General features: G+C 60.8%; 16 protein-coding genes. 13 read left to right on the top strand and 3 right to left on the bottom strand.

What is annotated here, in order from left to right; all coding sequences use genetic code 11:
• Together HX846_RS07345 and HX846_RS07340 are read left to right on the top strand one after the other, a co-directional pair.
• On the top strand, positions 1–566 hold a 566-nt coding region (locus HX846_RS07345; protein WP_178965191.1), incomplete at its 5' end, for a GMC oxidoreductase.
• Between the two features lie 12 nt (positions 567–578).
• The gene (locus tag HX846_RS07340; RefSeq protein WP_178965190.1) at positions 579–1,862 is read left to right on the top strand and encodes a cytochrome c; all 1,284 of its coding nucleotides are present in this window, start codon (positions 579–581) and stop codon (positions 1,860–1,862) included.
• Between the two features lie 54 nt (positions 1,863–1,916).
• Here the strand turns inward: HX846_RS07340 and HX846_RS07335 are convergent, their stop codons facing one another.
• Positions 1,917–2,102, bottom strand: coding sequence for a hypothetical protein (locus HX846_RS07335; RefSeq protein ID WP_177040934.1), 186 nt, complete (start codon positions 2,100–2,102; stop codon positions 1,917–1,919).
• Between the two features lie 287 nt (positions 2,103–2,389).
• Here HX846_RS07335 and HX846_RS07330 point away from each other — a divergent pair, with 287 nt between their 5' ends.
• The 3 genes from HX846_RS07330 (at position 2,390) to HX846_RS07320 (ending at position 6,009) form a co-directional block, all read left to right on the top strand.
• Complete coding sequence (locus HX846_RS07330) at positions 2,390–3,448, top strand: PA0069 family radical SAM protein (RefSeq protein WP_178965189.1); 1,059 nt, start codon at positions 2,390–2,392, stop codon at positions 3,446–3,448.
• A gap of 196 nt (positions 3,449–3,644) precedes the next feature.
• Positions 3,645–4,376, top strand: coding sequence for a carbonic anhydrase (locus HX846_RS07325; protein ID WP_003214859.1), 732 nt, complete (start codon positions 3,645–3,647; stop codon positions 4,374–4,376).
• A gap of 85 nt (positions 4,377–4,461) precedes the next feature.
• Entirely contained in the window at positions 4,462–6,009 is a 1,548-nt protein-coding gene (locus HX846_RS07320; RefSeq protein WP_008439613.1) for a SulP family inorganic anion transporter, read from the top strand.
• A 129-nt stretch (positions 6,010–6,138) separates the two neighbouring features.
• Here the strand turns inward: HX846_RS07320 and HX846_RS07315 are convergent, their stop codons facing one another.
• Complete coding sequence (locus HX846_RS07315) at positions 6,139–6,786, bottom strand: hypothetical protein (protein WP_003214855.1); 648 nt, start codon at positions 6,784–6,786, stop codon at positions 6,139–6,141.
• 368 nt (positions 6,787–7,154) lie between these two features.
• Here HX846_RS07315 and coxB point away from each other — a divergent pair, with 368 nt between their 5' ends.
• From coxB to HX846_RS07295, 4 genes are all read left to right on the top strand, one after another.
• Positions 7,155–8,282, top strand: coding sequence for a cytochrome c oxidase subunit II (coxB, locus tag HX846_RS07310; protein ID WP_003214854.1), 1,128 nt, complete (start codon positions 7,155–7,157; stop codon positions 8,280–8,282).
• 58 nt (positions 8,283–8,340) lie between these two features.
• Entirely contained in the window at positions 8,341–9,930 is a 1,590-nt protein-coding gene (gene ctaD / locus HX846_RS07305; RefSeq protein WP_088426070.1) for a cytochrome c oxidase subunit I, read from the top strand.
• Positions 9,931–10,071: 141 nt separating this feature from the next.
• Positions 10,072–10,623 (top strand): cytochrome c oxidase assembly protein, encoded by a 552-nt coding sequence (locus tag HX846_RS07300; RefSeq protein WP_008439615.1) that lies wholly within the window; start codon positions 10,072–10,074, stop codon positions 10,621–10,623.
• 35 nt (positions 10,624–10,658) lie between these two features.
• Positions 10,659–11,546 carry a cytochrome c oxidase subunit 3 gene (locus tag HX846_RS07295; protein WP_003214849.1) on the top strand — a complete coding sequence of 296 codons (888 nt, stop codon included), beginning with the start codon at positions 10,659–10,661 and terminating at the stop codon, positions 11,544–11,546.
• A 6-nt stretch (positions 11,547–11,552) separates the two neighbouring features.
• Here the strand turns inward: HX846_RS07295 and HX846_RS07290 are convergent, their stop codons facing one another.
• Entirely contained in the window at positions 11,553–11,756 is a 204-nt protein-coding gene (locus HX846_RS07290; protein WP_010168612.1) for a twin transmembrane helix small protein, read from the bottom strand.
• An 84-nt stretch (positions 11,757–11,840) separates the two neighbouring features.
• Between HX846_RS07290 and HX846_RS07285 the strand changes: the two genes are divergently transcribed.
• From HX846_RS07285 to HX846_RS07270, 4 genes are all read left to right on the top strand, one after another.
• Positions 11,841–12,584: an SURF1 family protein gene (locus tag HX846_RS07285; protein ID WP_177050656.1), complete on the top strand. Its 744-nt coding sequence runs from the start codon at positions 11,841–11,843 to the stop codon at positions 12,582–12,584.
• Positions 12,550–13,149 carry a hypothetical protein gene (locus HX846_RS07280; RefSeq protein ID WP_023659276.1) on the top strand — a complete coding sequence of 200 codons (600 nt, stop codon included), beginning with the start codon at positions 12,550–12,552 and terminating at the stop codon, positions 13,147–13,149. Before HX846_RS07285 ends, HX846_RS07280 begins: the two co-directional genes overlap by 35 nt.
• Positions 13,150–13,159: 10 nt before the next feature.
• Positions 13,160–14,239: a heme A synthase gene (locus HX846_RS07275; protein ID WP_087694554.1), complete on the top strand. Its 1,080-nt coding sequence runs from the start codon at positions 13,160–13,162 to the stop codon at positions 14,237–14,239.
• The coding region (locus HX846_RS07270; RefSeq protein ID WP_178965188.1) for a UbiA family prenyltransferase at positions 14,227–14,512 on the top strand (286 nt) is incomplete at its 3' end. The genes HX846_RS07275 and HX846_RS07270, both read left to right, overlap by 13 nt.

Below are 14,512 nucleotides of genomic sequence, written 5' to 3'. Positions count from 1 at the left end.
GGCCGATTGCGGGTACCTCCAACCCGCCGGGCACGCCGGCCTGGGGCAGCGCGTGGAAGCGCGCCACGGCTGATTACTACACCCACCAGGTGTCGATGGATGCCCATGGCGCCCACCAATCCTACCGTGGCAACTACCTCGACCTGGACCCGGTTTACCGCGATGCCTACGGCCTGCCGCTGCTGCGCATGACCTTCGACTGGCAGGAAAACGACATCAAGATGAACCGCTTCATGGTCGAAAAAATGAGCAAGATCGCCGAAGCGATGAACCCCAAGGCGATTGCCTTGCTGGGCAAAAAGGTGGGCGAGCACTTCAACACCGCGTCTTACCAGACCACCCACCTCAACGGTGGCGCGATCATGGGCACCGACCCGAAAACCAGTGCCTTGAACCGCTACCTGCAGTGCTGGGACGTACACAACGTGTTTGTCCCGGGCGCTTCCGCGTTCCCACAAGGCTTGGGCTACAACCCTACGGGCCTGGTGGCGGCGCTGACCTACTGGTCGGCGCGGGCAATTCGCGAGCAGTACCTGAAAAACCCCGGCCCACTGGTTCAGGCATAAGGAGCGATGACCATGAAAGCATTTGTTATCGCGTCCCTGGCTTTGTTCAGCAGCTGCTCGGTGAGTGCGGCTGAAACCGATCTGGTCAAACAGGGTGAATACCTGGCGCGCGCCGGTGACTGCGTGGCCTGCCACACCGCCAAGGGCGGCAAACCGTTCGCCGGTGGCCTGCCGATGGAAACCCCGATCGGCACCATCTACTCCACCAACATCACCCCGGATAAAACCGGCCTGGGCGACTACAGCTTCGAAGACTTCGACCAGGCCGTGCGCCATGGCGTCGCCAAGAACGGTAGTACGCTTTACCCGGCGATGCCCTACCCGTCTTACGCGCGGGTCAGCGAAAGCGACATGCAGGCGCTGTACGCGTACTTCATGAAGGGCGTGGAGCCGGTGGCGCAGGTGAACAAGGACAGCGACATTCCCTGGCCGTTGAGCATGCGCTGGCCGTTGGCCGGATGGCGCTGGATGTTTGCGCCCAAGGTCGAGGAATACAAGGCCCAGGCGGGCGCCGATCCGGTGATCAGCCGTGGCGCGTATCTGGTGGAAGGCCTCGGCCACTGCGGCGCTTGCCACACACCACGGGCCCTGACCATGCAGGAAAAATCCCTGAGTGCGTCGGATGGCAGCGCTTTCCTGTCCGGCAGTGCGCCGCTGGAAGGCTGGATTGCCAAAAGCCTGCGGGGCGACCACAAGGACGGCCTGGGTAGCTGGAGCGAAGACCAACTGGTGCAATTCCTCAAGACCGGGCGCAGTGATCGCAGCGCGGTGTTTGGCGGCATGAGCGACGTTGTGGTCCACAGCATGCAGTACATGTCGGAAGAGGATCTGACGGCTATCGCCCGTTACCTCAAGAGCTTGCCGGCGGTGGATCCCAAGGATCAGCCGCACCAATACGACAAGCAGGTCGCCGATGCGCTGTGGAAGGGTGATGACAGCAAGCCGGGGGCCTCGGTGTACATCGACAACTGCGCGGCGTGCCACCGTACCGACGGCCACGGCTACACCCGCGTGTTCCCGGCGCTGGCGGGCAACCCGGTATTGCAGACGGCGGATGCGACGTCGCTGATCAACATCGTGTTGAACGGCGGCACGTTGCCGGCGACGCATACGGCACCTTCGACCTTCACCATGCCGGCGTTTGCCTGGCGGCTGTCGGATCAGGAAGTGGCGGATGTCGTCAGTTTCGTTCGGGACAGTTGGGGTAATAAGGGAGAGACTGTAAAGGCTTCGCAAGTGAAAGACTTGCGAAAAGATGCAGTAACTACCGAAGCTGATCAAACTTCAGAGAAGTAGTGTCAGTTGCCAGGTTTATAGTTTTATATATAAGCCTGGCAACTAGCCGATTAATTATCGAGGGGCGCAGGTTTTTACAAAGCTATTCGCCATGTTCAGGAAGATGGTCTTGTCCTGTTCATCGAAGTCGCCGTCGTTATCCAGGTCGGTGGTGGAGGAAGTGGTGTCGTAGTGCCCGTCCCTGTTGGAGGAAGAGGCATACATGGCGTAGGACAGTTTACCGTCGGTAAAGCGCTCCATTAATACTTCCGGGCTGTTATCTTTTTCAAAGTCTTCGCATGTAAAGCGTAGTTCATCCTGAGACATAAATATCCTGTAGGTGGTAATGAGTTAAGTTGTGATCATAGCGATGTGTTAATAACTTTATCCATGTCACATATGTCGCGATTTATTTCTTGTTTGGTTACATGTAGGAAGGTGTCATTCCGTTCGTGCGAAGGTCGATGCTAGACCGCGCCGCCCAGTGGTGCTGGTGAAAAGCGATCTTCTCGAATACTGTATATGGATACAGTTTATGAGGTCTGACTATGAATGTCCCTTTGCCGCCTCGCGGGCGCGGCACGGCCACCAACCTGCACAACCGTTTTGCGCCCACCGTCAGCGTGGCGGAAGACGACGGTTGGTATCAGGAAGTGCCACAGACCCAGGGCACCGAAGTCCGTATCGAAACCGCGAAAACCATCATTACCCGCAACAGCTCGCCGGATATCCCGTTTGACCGGGCGATCAACCCGTATCGCGGCTGCGAGCATGGTTGTATCTACTGCTATGCGCGGCCCAGCCACGCGTATTGGGACCTGTCGCCGGGGCTGGACTTCGAAACCAAGCTGATCGCCAAGACCAACGCCGCCGACGTGCTTGAGCAGCAACTGTCGAAACCGGGCTACACCTGCGCGCCGATCAACCTGGGCTCCAACACCGACCCGTACCAGCCCATCGAGCGCGAGTACAAGATCACCCGGCAAACCCTCGAAGTGCTGCTGCGCTACCGTCATCCGGTGACGATCATTACCAAGGGCTCGCTGATCCTGCGGGACCTCGACCTGCTGACAGCGCTGGCGCAGCAGCGGCTGGTGGCGGTGATGATCAGCCTCACCAGCCTGGACGATGAACTCAAGCGCATCCTCGAACCGCGCACGGCTGCACCCAAGGCCCGGCTGCGGGCGATCCGGGTGATGCGTGAGGCGGGGATCCCGGTGGGCGTGCTGTGTTCGCCGATGATCCCGATGATCAACGACAGCGAGCTGGAAAGCCTGCTGGCCGAAGCTCATGCCGCGGGGGCACAAAGCGCGGCGTACATGATGCTGCGTTTGCCTCTGGAGGTGGCGCCGCTGTTTGAGGAATGGCTGGCGGCCCATTACCCGCAGCGCGCGGCCCATGTGATGAGCCTGGTGCGGCAGGTGCGTGGCGGTGAGGTCTACGACAGCCGCTTCGGTGTACGCATGCGTGGCGAAGGGCCGTTTGCCGATTTGCTGGCGCAACGTTTCGCCAAGGCGATCAAACGATTGGGGCTCAACCGGCGGGAAGGGTTTAATCTGGATTGCACGGCGTTTTGTCCGCCGGGCAGACAGATGGCATTATTGTAAACTGCTGGATAAGCGTACTTTTCTGTAGGAATAGTCGCGTTTTGATATCACTGAAAGCCCCGATCTAGAGCGGCTCATTCAGTTTGAGTTAAGTTTCGGCGGGTACCTTGTTCATCGAGTGACTAATGAGTCGGCGCTTCAGTTTGGGCGTCGGCCGCACTGGAAAACTCCCCTGCTCCAACCAAGAGGATGAATTATGAGTGACAAGGATAAACAGCCGTTGGCTGCGTCGGCTTCAGCCCCTCACGAGGCGGAATCCGCCGATGCAGCGCTGCAGCACATCGTTGAAGGCTTTTTGCATTTCCATAACGAGATCTTCCCCCAGCAGGAAGAGCTCTTCAAAAAACTCGCCACGGCCCAGAGCCCGCGGGCGATGTTCATTACCTGCGCCGACTCGCGCATCGTTCCCGAGCTGATCACCCATAGCTCCCCTGGGGATTTGTTCGTGACCCGTAACGTCGGTAACGTCGTGCCGCCTTATGGGCAGATGAACGGCGGTGTTTCAACGGCTATCGAGTACGCGGTACTGGCCCTTGGTGTGCAGCACATCATCATTTGCGGCCACTCCGACTGCGGCGCCATGCGCGCGGTGCTCAACCCCCAAAGCCTGGAAAAAATGCCCACGGTAAAGGCCTGGCTGCGCCACGCCGAGGTTGCCAAGACCATGGTCCAGGACAACTGCGATTGCGCCAACGAACACGAAAGCATGCACGTGCTGACCGAAGAAAACGTGATCGCCCAACTGCAGCACCTGCGCACTCATCCCTCCGTGGCCTCGCGCATGGCCAACGGGCATTTGTTTATCCATGGCTGGGTCTACGACATCGAGACCAGCGAAATCAGGGCCTACGATGCGGATCAGGCAGCGTTCCTGCCCTTGAACGGTACCCAGCCGATTCCATCCGCGACGCCTAAAGCGCGCTTCTAAAACAATCCCCTGTCGGGTAACGCGATGGCTGCCATTCGAGCAGCCAGGCCTTGCCACGCCCGGCGAATGCCTCGGGAGAGTCATCATGCGTGCTGCTCAATTGAAAGCTGTGCTGCCACGGGAGCTGCTGGCTTCCGTGGTTGTGTTTCTGGTCGCCCTGCCGCTGTGCATGGGGATCGCCATCGCGTCCGGAATGCCTCCGGCCAAAGGCTTGATCACCGGGATCATCGGTGGCCTGGTGGTCGGTTGGCTGGCGGGGTCGCCGTTGCAAGTCAGCGGTCCGGCGGCAGGTTTGGCGGTGTTGGTGTTTGAACTGGTTCGCCAGCATGGCATGGCCATGCTCGGGCCGATCCTGTTGCTGGCGGGCTTCCTGCAATTGGTGGCCGGGCGTTTGCGCCTGGGCTGCTGGTTCCGCGTGACTGCGCCTGCAGTGGTGTACGGGATGCTGGCAGGGATCGGGGTGCTGATTGTCCTGTCGCAAGTACACGTGATGCTCGACGGTGTGCCAAAGCCCTCGGGGCTGGATAACCTCGCCGGCTTCCCTGCGGCACTGATCCAGGCGATCCCCACATTGGGCGGCGGGCTCGGCTGGCAGGCCGGTTTGCTCGGGCTGTCGACGATTATGGTGATGTGGCTGTGGGACAAGTTCCGCCCGCAAAAGCTGCGCTTCGTCCCCGGCGCCCTGCTCGGCGTGGGTTTGGCGACAGTCACCAGCCTGGTGCTGGCGTTGCAGGTCAAGCGGGTGGAGGTGCCGGAAAATCTCGCGGATGCCATCGATTGGCTGCGCCCCAGCGACCTGCTGAACCTGGCGGATCCCAATCTGTTGATCGCGGCCTTCGCCGTGGCATTTATCGCCAGCGCTGAAACGCTGCTTTCGGCGGCGGCAGTCGACCGTATGCACAGTGGCCAGCGTTCCGACTTCGACAAGGAATTGTCGGCACAAGGCGTGGGCAACATGCTGTGTGGCCTGGTCGGCGCCCTGCCGATGACCGGTGTGATCGTGCGCAGTTCGGCCAACGTCCAGGCCGGCGCTACCACGCGTTTGTCGGCGATGTTCCACGGCTTGTGGCTGCTGGCGTTCGTGCTGTTGCTGTCCAGTGTGCTGCAAAGCATTCCGGTGGCAAGCCTGGCGGGTGTGCTGGTGTACACCGGGATCAAGCTCGTGGACATGAAGGCGTTTCGTGGCCTGGCGCGCTACGGGCGAATGCCGATGTTTACCTACGCGGCGACGGCGCTGGCGATCATCTTTACCGACCTGCTGACGGGTGTGTTGGTGGGCTTCGGGTTGACGCTGGTGAAGCTGGCGTTCAAGGCCTCACGCTTGAAGATAAGCCTGATCGACCTGCCGCAGGAGGGCGAGATGGAGCTGCGATTGACGGGGGCCGGGACCTTTCTCAAGGTGCCTGCATTGACCCAGGTGCTGTCGACGGTGCCCGCCGGGACCACCTTGCATGTGCCACTCAGTAACCTGAGTTATATCGACCACTCCTGCCTTGAACTATTGGAGGAATGGGGTCGGGCCAATGCGGCCAAGGGCTCGAAGCTGATGATCGAGGCGCGGGGGTTGAAGCGCAGGTTGGAGGGACGGGTAAGAACGACGACCGGAATAGGCTCGGCGCCGTCTGTTGGCTGACGAAACCGGATCAAAATGTGGGAGCGGGCTTGCTCGCGAAGGCGCAGTGTCAGTCACTGAATGTGTTTCTGATACACCGCTTTCGCGAGCAAGCCCGCTCCCACATTGGATCTTTGCAAGCCGGCAAATCTAAGCTGGCTGGTCCAGCTCAAGACCCACGCCCAACTGCCGCGACAGGCACGGCCAGCGCTTCCACGCCGCTTCCGTGTCCGGGCTCTTGAGCTTGTCGCGGTAGGCTTCGACCGACTCCAGCGCAAAACTCTCCTCGTTAAGCATCTCATCCACCGCGTGGTGCACCGCCTCATCCAGCTGATTGGCAAACGCCTCGCCGATCAATTGGTGGGCAATCACGTTCGCCACAGTGGTATCCAGCGGAATCAACGGCTGGCCGAAGTGCTTGATATACAGATCGTTGACCTCTTCCACCAGGCGATGCGCCAGGTAAGCCTCATCCAGCAAACCGTCCAGGCCTTCATGCCCGGCCAGGATCGCCGGCGGCTGCAGGAAGAAATGCTCGGCGATTTTCAGCACCGGTTTGATCTGGCTTTCAATACCGGCTTCGCGGGCGACATCGTTGGCCGCGTCCAGCAGATCGGGGACCTGGTCGATGTAGGCGCTTACAAAACGCGTCATCACGCCCTTGGCGTCGACGTCAGGCACGGAAATCGCCGGGTGCAGGTGCGGTAACTGGACTTCCAGCTGCTGAGCAAGCTGGCCAGTGCTGGATTCGTGTTGATGGGCACGGGAAATCTGCTCGCGCAATGCGGCGGTGTTCATGAAAGCTCCAGTGATGCAGGCGTAGGAAATAGGGAGAGCATAAGGTAGCTCGTTTATACGAGAGCCTAAGACGCATTTGTCATAATTATTTCATGGTTATGCGCTGGCGTTATATCAAATTGCCATCGTTCGTCGGATAACGCGCGCCACCGGTCCTGTTGTGTGGTCCGTTTCCTCATTTTCGTTCATTTGCCCGATCACATTGCGGGGTGGCGGTCGCTGTCTATACTCGATTTTGTACGCAATTAGCTGATGACGCCCGACTGCATGAGCAGGCAAGGCCTGGCGGTTGTAAGCAGTATGGAAGCCGCTCCCTTGGCCGCAGGTGCAAACCGGCGGGATAACAAGAATGATAAGGGGAACCCGCAATGACGCGACATCCACATGTTTGGATGGGCCTCCTGTTGTGGTCAGTATTCGGCCAGGCGCAGGCCGCCTGGACAACGAATATGGCGCCAGGGGCCACTGAAGTCAGTCACGCCGTGTTTGACCTGCACATGACCATTTTCTGGATTTGTGTGGCGATTGGCATCGTCGTGTTTGGCGCGATGTTCTGGTCGATGATCGTTCACCGGCGCTCCACGGGACAGGTGGCAGCCAAGTTCCACGAGAGTACGACGGTGGAGATTCTCTGGACCGTGGTGCCCTTGCTGATCCTGGTGGCGATGGCCATTCCGGCCACCAAGACGCTGATCAACATCTACGACAGCACTGAGTCGGATATCGATATCCAGGTCACCGGCTACCAATGGAAGTGGCATTACAAATACCTGGGCCAGGATGTCGAGTTCTTCAGCAACCTGGCCACGCCCGCCGAGCAGATCCATAACCAGGCCGTCAAAGGCGAGCATTACCTGTTGGAAGTCGACCAGCCGCTGGTGCTGCCGGTGGGTGCCAAGGTGCGTTTCCTGGTGACCGCTGCGGACGTGATTCACTCCTGGTGGGTGCCGGCGTTTGCGGTGAAGCGTGATGCGATTCCCGGCTTCGTCAACGAGGCCTGGACCCGCATCGAAAAGCCCGGCATCTATCGCGGCCAGTGCGCCGAACTGTGCGGCAAGGACCACGGCTTCATGCCGATCGTGGTGGAGGTCAAATCCAAGGCCGACTACGACACCTGGCTCGGCGAGCGTAAGGAAGAGGCCGCCAAGCTCAAGGAGCTGACCTCCAAGGAATGGACCCTGGATGAGCTGGTGGCCCGTGGCGACAAGATCTACCACACCACCTGCGTCGCCTGTCACCAGGCCGAAGGCCAGGGCCTGCCGCCGATGTTCCCGGCGCTCAAGGGCTCACCTATTGCCACCGGGCCCAAGGAAGACCACCTGCACCGCGTGTACTTCGGCAAGCCCGGCACCGCCATGGCGGCGTTCGGCAAGCAACTGTCGGAAGTCGATATCGCGGCGGTCGTGACCTATGAACGTAACGCCTGGGGCAACAACAAAGGCGACATGGTCACGCCTAAAGACGTGCTGGCTCTGAAACAGGCGGAAAGCAAATGACTTCCTTCATTGCATATTCCCTGAACCGTCCCGCCCACTCGTTCGCAGGAGAAAGGCCATGAGCGCTGTGATCGATGACCACGGTCATGCCGGTGACCACGCTCACGGCCCCGCCAAGGGCCTGATGCGTTGGGTACTGACCACCAACCACAAAGACATCGGGACCATGTACCTGTGGTTCAGCTTTGCCATGTTCCTGCTTGGCGGCTCGTTCGCCATGGTGATCCGCGCCGAGCTGTTCCAGCCGGGCTTGCAGATCGTGGAGCCGGCGTTCTTCAATCAGATGACCACCATGCACGGCCTGGTGATGGTGTTCGGTGCGGTGATGCCAGCGTTTGTCGGCCTGGCCAACTGGATGATCCCGTTGATGATCGGCGCGCCCGACATGGCCCTGCCGCGCATGAACAACTTCAGTTTCTGGCTGTTGCCGGCGGCGTTCCTGATGCTGGTTTCCACCCTGTTCATGCCCGGCGGCGGGCCGAACTTCGGCTGGACCTTCTACGCCCCGCTCTCCACCACCTACGCGCCGGAAAGCGTGACGTTCTTCATCTTCGCCATCCACTTGATGGGCATCAGTTCGATCATGGGCGCGATCAACGTCATCGCCACCATCCTCAACCTGCGCGCTCCCGGCATGACGTTGATGAAAATGCCGCTGTTCGTCTGGACCTGGCTGATCACAGCCTTCCTGCTGATCGCGGTGATGCCGGTGCTGGCGGGCTGCGTGACCATGATGCTGATGGACATCCACTTCGGCACCAGCTTCTTCAGTGCCGCCGGTGGTGGTGACCCCGTGCTGTTCCAGCATGTGTTCTGGTTCTTCGGCCACCCCGAGGTGTACATCATGATCCTGCCGGCGTTCGGTGCCGTCAGCTCGATCATCCCGACCTTCTCGCGCAAGCCGCTGTTCGGCTACACCTCGATGGTGTACGCCACGGCGAGCATCGCGTTCCTGTCGTTCATCGTGTGGGCGCACCACATGTTCGTGGTGGGCATCCCGCTGGTGGGCGAGCTGTTCTTCATGTACGCCACGCTGCTGATCGCGGTGCCCACGGGCGTGAAAGTGTTCAACTGGGTCAGCACCATGTGGCAAGGCTCGCTGACCTTCGAGACGCCGATGCTGTTCGCGGTGGCCTTCGTGATTCTGTTCACCATCGGCGGTTTCTCCGGGCTGATGCTGGCCATCGCCCCGGCGGATTTCCAGTACCACGACACCTACTTCGTGGTGGCGCACTTCCATTACGTACTGGTGCCTGGGGCGATCTTCGGGATCTTCGCCTCGGCCTACTACTGGCTGCCGAAATGGACCGGCCACATGTACGACGAAACCCTGGGCAAGCTGCACTTCTGGCTGTCGTTCGTGGGGATGAACATGGCGTTCTTCCCGATGCACTTCGTAGGGCTTGCCGGCATGCCGCGTCGGGTGCCGGACTACAACCTGCAGTTCGCCGACTTCAACATGGTCTCCTCCATCGGTGCCTTCACCTTTGGCGCGACGCAGATCTTCTTCCTGTTCATCGTCATCAAGTGCATCCGTGGCGGCCCGCCTGCGCCGGCCAAGCCGTGGGATGGCGCCGAAGGGCTGGAGTGGAGCATTCCTTCGCCCGCGCCGTACCACACCTTCACCACGCCACCGGAGGTCAAATGAACACCTCCCTATCCTGTGGGAGCTGGCTTGCCTGCGATGGCATCACTTCGGTGTACCTGAAAGACCGAGTTGCCAGCATCGCAGGCAAGCCAGCGCCCACAGAAAGGCCATTCGCAGAACATTCATTCGCAGGTGGCCGCCATGCTTGAGTCCGTGCCTATCAAGCGCCTGGTCACGCGCCTGCTGATCCTGGTGGTGGCGATGTTCGCCTTCGGGTTTGCCCTGGTGCCGATCTACGACGTGATGTGCAAGGCGTTCGGCATCAATGGCAAGACCGCCGGGCAGTACGAAGGCGAGCAGGTGGTGGACCCGACGCGGCAGGTGCGGGTGCAGTTCCTGTCCACCAATGCCATCGATATGGTCTGGGAATTCCACTCCAAGGCCGACGAGGTGGTGGTCAATCCCGGCGCAGTCACCGAGATGCTGTTCGTGGCCTACAACCCCACCGATAAGCCGATGACCGCCCAGGCGGTGCCGAGCATTTCGCCGGCCGAGGCGGCGATGTACTTCCACAAGACCGAGTGTTTTTGCTTCACCCAGCAAGTGCTACAGCCAGGTCAGCGCATAGAGATGCCGGTGCGCTTCATTGTCGACCGCGACATGCCCAAGGATGTGAAGCATTTGACCCTGGCGTACACGCTGTTCGATATCACCGCGCGCCAACCGCCCGTGGCTGTCCATACCGGCGGCTAGGCGTTGCTTGCGGGCTCGATTAGGAGAACGAATACATGTCGACTCATGATACGTACTACGTACCAGCGCAAAGCAAATGGCCAATAATTGCTACGTTGGGGATGCTGATCACGGTGTTCGGATTGGCGACCTGGTTCAACGATTTGAAGGCCGCACGCCCGGAATCCCACGGCCCGCTGATCTTTTTCGTCGGTGGCTTGCTGCTGGCCTACATGATGTTTGGCTGGTTCGGCGCGGTGATCAAGGAAAGTCGCGCCGGTTTGTACAGTTCGCAGATGGACCGCTCCTTTCGCTGGGGCATGACCTGGTTCATCTTTTCCGAAGTGATGTTCTTCATCGCTTTTTTCGGTGCGCTGTTTTATGTGCGGCACATGTCGGCGCCGTGGTTGGCGGGCGAAGGCCACAAGGGCATCGCGCACATGCTGTGGCCGAACTTCGAATTTGCCTGGCCGCTGCTGAACAATCCCGACCCGAAAATGTTTCCGGCGCCCAAGGGCACCATCAGCCCGTGGGGCTTGCCGCTGATCAACACGATCTTGCTGGTCAGCTCCAGCGTGACCATCACTATCGCCCACCATGCCTTGCGCAAAGGCCATCGCGGCGCACTGAAGATCTGGCTGGCGATCACCGTGTTGCTGGGTTGGGCGTTTCTCGGGTTCCAGGCCGAGGAATACATCCATGCCTATAAGGAGTTGGGCCTGACCCTGGGTTCCGGCGTGTACGGCGCGACCTTCTTCATGCTCACCGGCTTCCACGGTGCCCACGTGACCATCGGCACGATCATTTTGTTTGTGATGCTGATGCGCATCCTGAAGGGGCATTTCAACAACGAACACCAGTTCGGGTTCGAGGCGGCCAGTTGGTATTGGCACTTTGTGGACGTGGTGTGGATCGGGCTGTTTTTCTTCGTTTACGTGCTTTGAGGTGTTTCACCAGGGCGCATGAGATACCAGCTGGCCGCTGAAGAAACCCCAGGTGATCAACCCCAGGGTGATCACGGCCAGCACCACACGCACGGTCAAGGCAGTGACGAGGCGGTTGGAGTTGCCCTCGTCCTTGACCAGGAAGAACAAGCCACTGAACAGGCTCACGACGGTAGCAATCAGCATCAGGGCAATGGCTGCTTTGAGCATGGTGGGCTCCGGGGCTCTTTTTTGGAGGGGGCGAGCAATGAGATTCAGTATAGCCAGCGCAGCACCGACCTCTGCGGCAATGCCATGAAACCCTTTCGCCCCGGTATTGCGCCGACGCTGGTGGTACTCGTGCTGCTGCCGTTACTGGTATTTCTCGGCTTTTGGCAGCTGTCTCGCGGTCACGAAAAACAGGCGCTGCTGGACACTTACGCCGAGCGCCGCGCTGCCGAGCCCATGAGCAGTACGCAACTGCAGGCCACCGAAGATCCGGCGTTCCGTCGTGTGCATTTGCGCGGGCAGTTCGATGCCGAGCACAGCGTGTTGCTGGATAACCGCTTTCGCGACGGCAAGGTCGGTGTGGAGCTACTGCAACCTTTCCATGATCAGGCCAGCGGCCAGTGGCTGTTGCTCAATCGTGGCTGGCTGCCCTGGCCGGACCGGCGTGCACCGCCGGTTTTCACCACTCCCGAACAACTGCTGAATCTCGACGCCTGGGTCTATGTGGCGCCTGGCGAGACCTTCCAGCTGCACGCCGATCCGGCGGGCGCACAGTGGCCACGATTGCTGACCGCGCTGCATCCCGAGGCGTTGTGGGCTGAGTTGGGTCGCAGCGGATTCGCCCATGAAGTGCGGGCTGAAGCGGGCCCGGCCACCTACGAAACCAGCTGGCCCGTGGTCGCCATGGGCCCGGAAAAACACCTGGGCTATGCCGTGCAGTGGTTCGCCATGGCGGTGGCGCTGTTCGGCCTTTACCTCTACCTCGGATGGCACAACACAAAAAAGGAGAAGCGCCATGGGAGCGGCCATGAATCCACTCAACATGTCTGACACGCCGGCAGCGCCCAATCGGCGCAAGGGCCGCTGGCAACTGATCCTGATCCTGCTGATGGTGGTCGGCCCGATGGTGCTCGCCACCTTCATGTACAAGCTGCAGTTCTGGGTGCCGGACAGCCGCAGCTACCACGGCGAGATGATCGGCAATGGCCAGACCCGTGCCGACATTGGCGTGCAGGCTGACGAAGACCGCTGGCAACTGCTGGTCACCGCGCCCACCGCCTGCGCCGCCGACTGCCAGCAACTGGTGTACCTCGCACGCCAACTCCAGATCGGCCTGGGCCGTGATGCCTCCCGCGCCAGCCACGCCCTGGCCAGTGCGCAGCCGGTCAGCACCGCGTATGACGCCAAACTCAAGGCCGAATACCCGCAACTGCAACGCTATTCCCTGGACCTGTCGACCTTCAACAAAGACGCCGCCGCCCAAGGCAGCGGCGATGCCCAGCTGTGGATCGTCGACCCCCACGGCAACCTGGTGCTGCGCTACGACGCCCGGGTCAAGGGCAAGGACCTGCTCAACGACCTGCGCCTGCTGCTGAAACTGTCGAACATCGGATAAGGACACCGTCATGGCCAAACCTGGATTTCGCCTCGCGCTGTTTGCCACCCTGCTGGCCCTGATCGTGGTGCTGCTGGGCGCCTATACCCGCCTCACCCACGCGGGTCTTGGTTGCCCGGACTGGCCGGGTTGCTATGGCTTTATCAGCGTGCCGAAAAGCGAAGCCCAGCTGGCCCATGCCGAACTGCATTACCCGGACACGCCGGTCGAGGCGGACAAGGGCTGGAACGAGATGACCCATCGTTACTTCGCCGGCACCCTCGGGCTGTTGATCGTGCTGCTGGCGGCGCGCGCCTGGACCCATCGGCATCATCCGGGCCAGCCGTTGAAGCTGCCGTTGTTCCTGTTGGCGGTGGTGTTCGCCCAGGCAGCGTTTGGCATGTGGACGGTGACGCTGAAGCTCTGGCCGCAAGTGGTCACCGGGCATTTATTGGGCGGGTTTGCGACGTTGAGCCTGCTGTTCTTGCTGACGCTGCGATTGTCCGGCGTATTGCCGGCGCTGATTGTGCCCAGGCGTTTGCAGTATTGGGCCACGGCCGGGCTGGTGCTGGTGATCGGCCAGATCGCGCTGGGTGGATGGGTCAGCTCCAACTACGCAGCCGTGGCGTGTATCGACCTGCCGACCTGTCACGGGCAATGGTGGCCGGCGGCGGATTTCGCCAATGGCTTTCACCTGACCCAGCATATCGGCCCCAATTACCTCGGCGGGCAACTGGACAGTGATGCGCGCACGGCGATTCACCTCACCCACCGGATTGGCGCGCTGCTGGTCACTGTCGTGTTGCTGGGCCTGGCCTGGCAGCTCAAGGTGGTCGGCATGACCCGCCTAGCGGGCCTGTTGCTGATCGCCCTGGCGGCGCAACTCTGCCTGGGCCTGAGCAACGTGTACTTCCACCTGCCGCTGCCGGTTGCGGTCGCGCATAACGCCGGCGGCGCGGCGTTGCTGCTGACGCTGGTGCTGGTCAATTACCACGCCCGCACCAGCCTGGTTCGGGTGCGACATCAGTTGCCGTTCGGCTGGCGCTTCAGCCCGCGTAAACACGTGTCGGGCCTCATAACCATCAAAGGAGAGATGCCATGGCGACCTTGATCAGCGAGCGTCACAGCCAGGCGATCTGGCGTGACTATCTGGAGCTGACCAAGCCAAAAGTGGTGGTGCTGATGCTCATCACCTCGCTGGTGGGCATGTTCCTCGCCACCCGCGCCGGGGTACCGTGGCCGGTGCTGATTTTCGGCAACCTGGGGATCGCGCTGTGTGCCGGCGGCGCGGCGGCGGTCAACCATGTGGTGGACCGGCGCATCGATGCGCTGATGGCGCGTACCCATAAGCGCCCGCTGGCGGAAGGGCGCGTATCGCCTGTGG

This window comes from Pseudomonas sp. K5002 (assembly GCF_013386655.1).
GTDB lineage: Bacteria > Pseudomonadota > Gammaproteobacteria > Pseudomonadales > Pseudomonadaceae > Aquipseudomonas.
The sequence above is the reverse complement of the archived record's forward strand: the minus strand, read 5'-3'. Positions and strand labels throughout refer to the sequence as shown.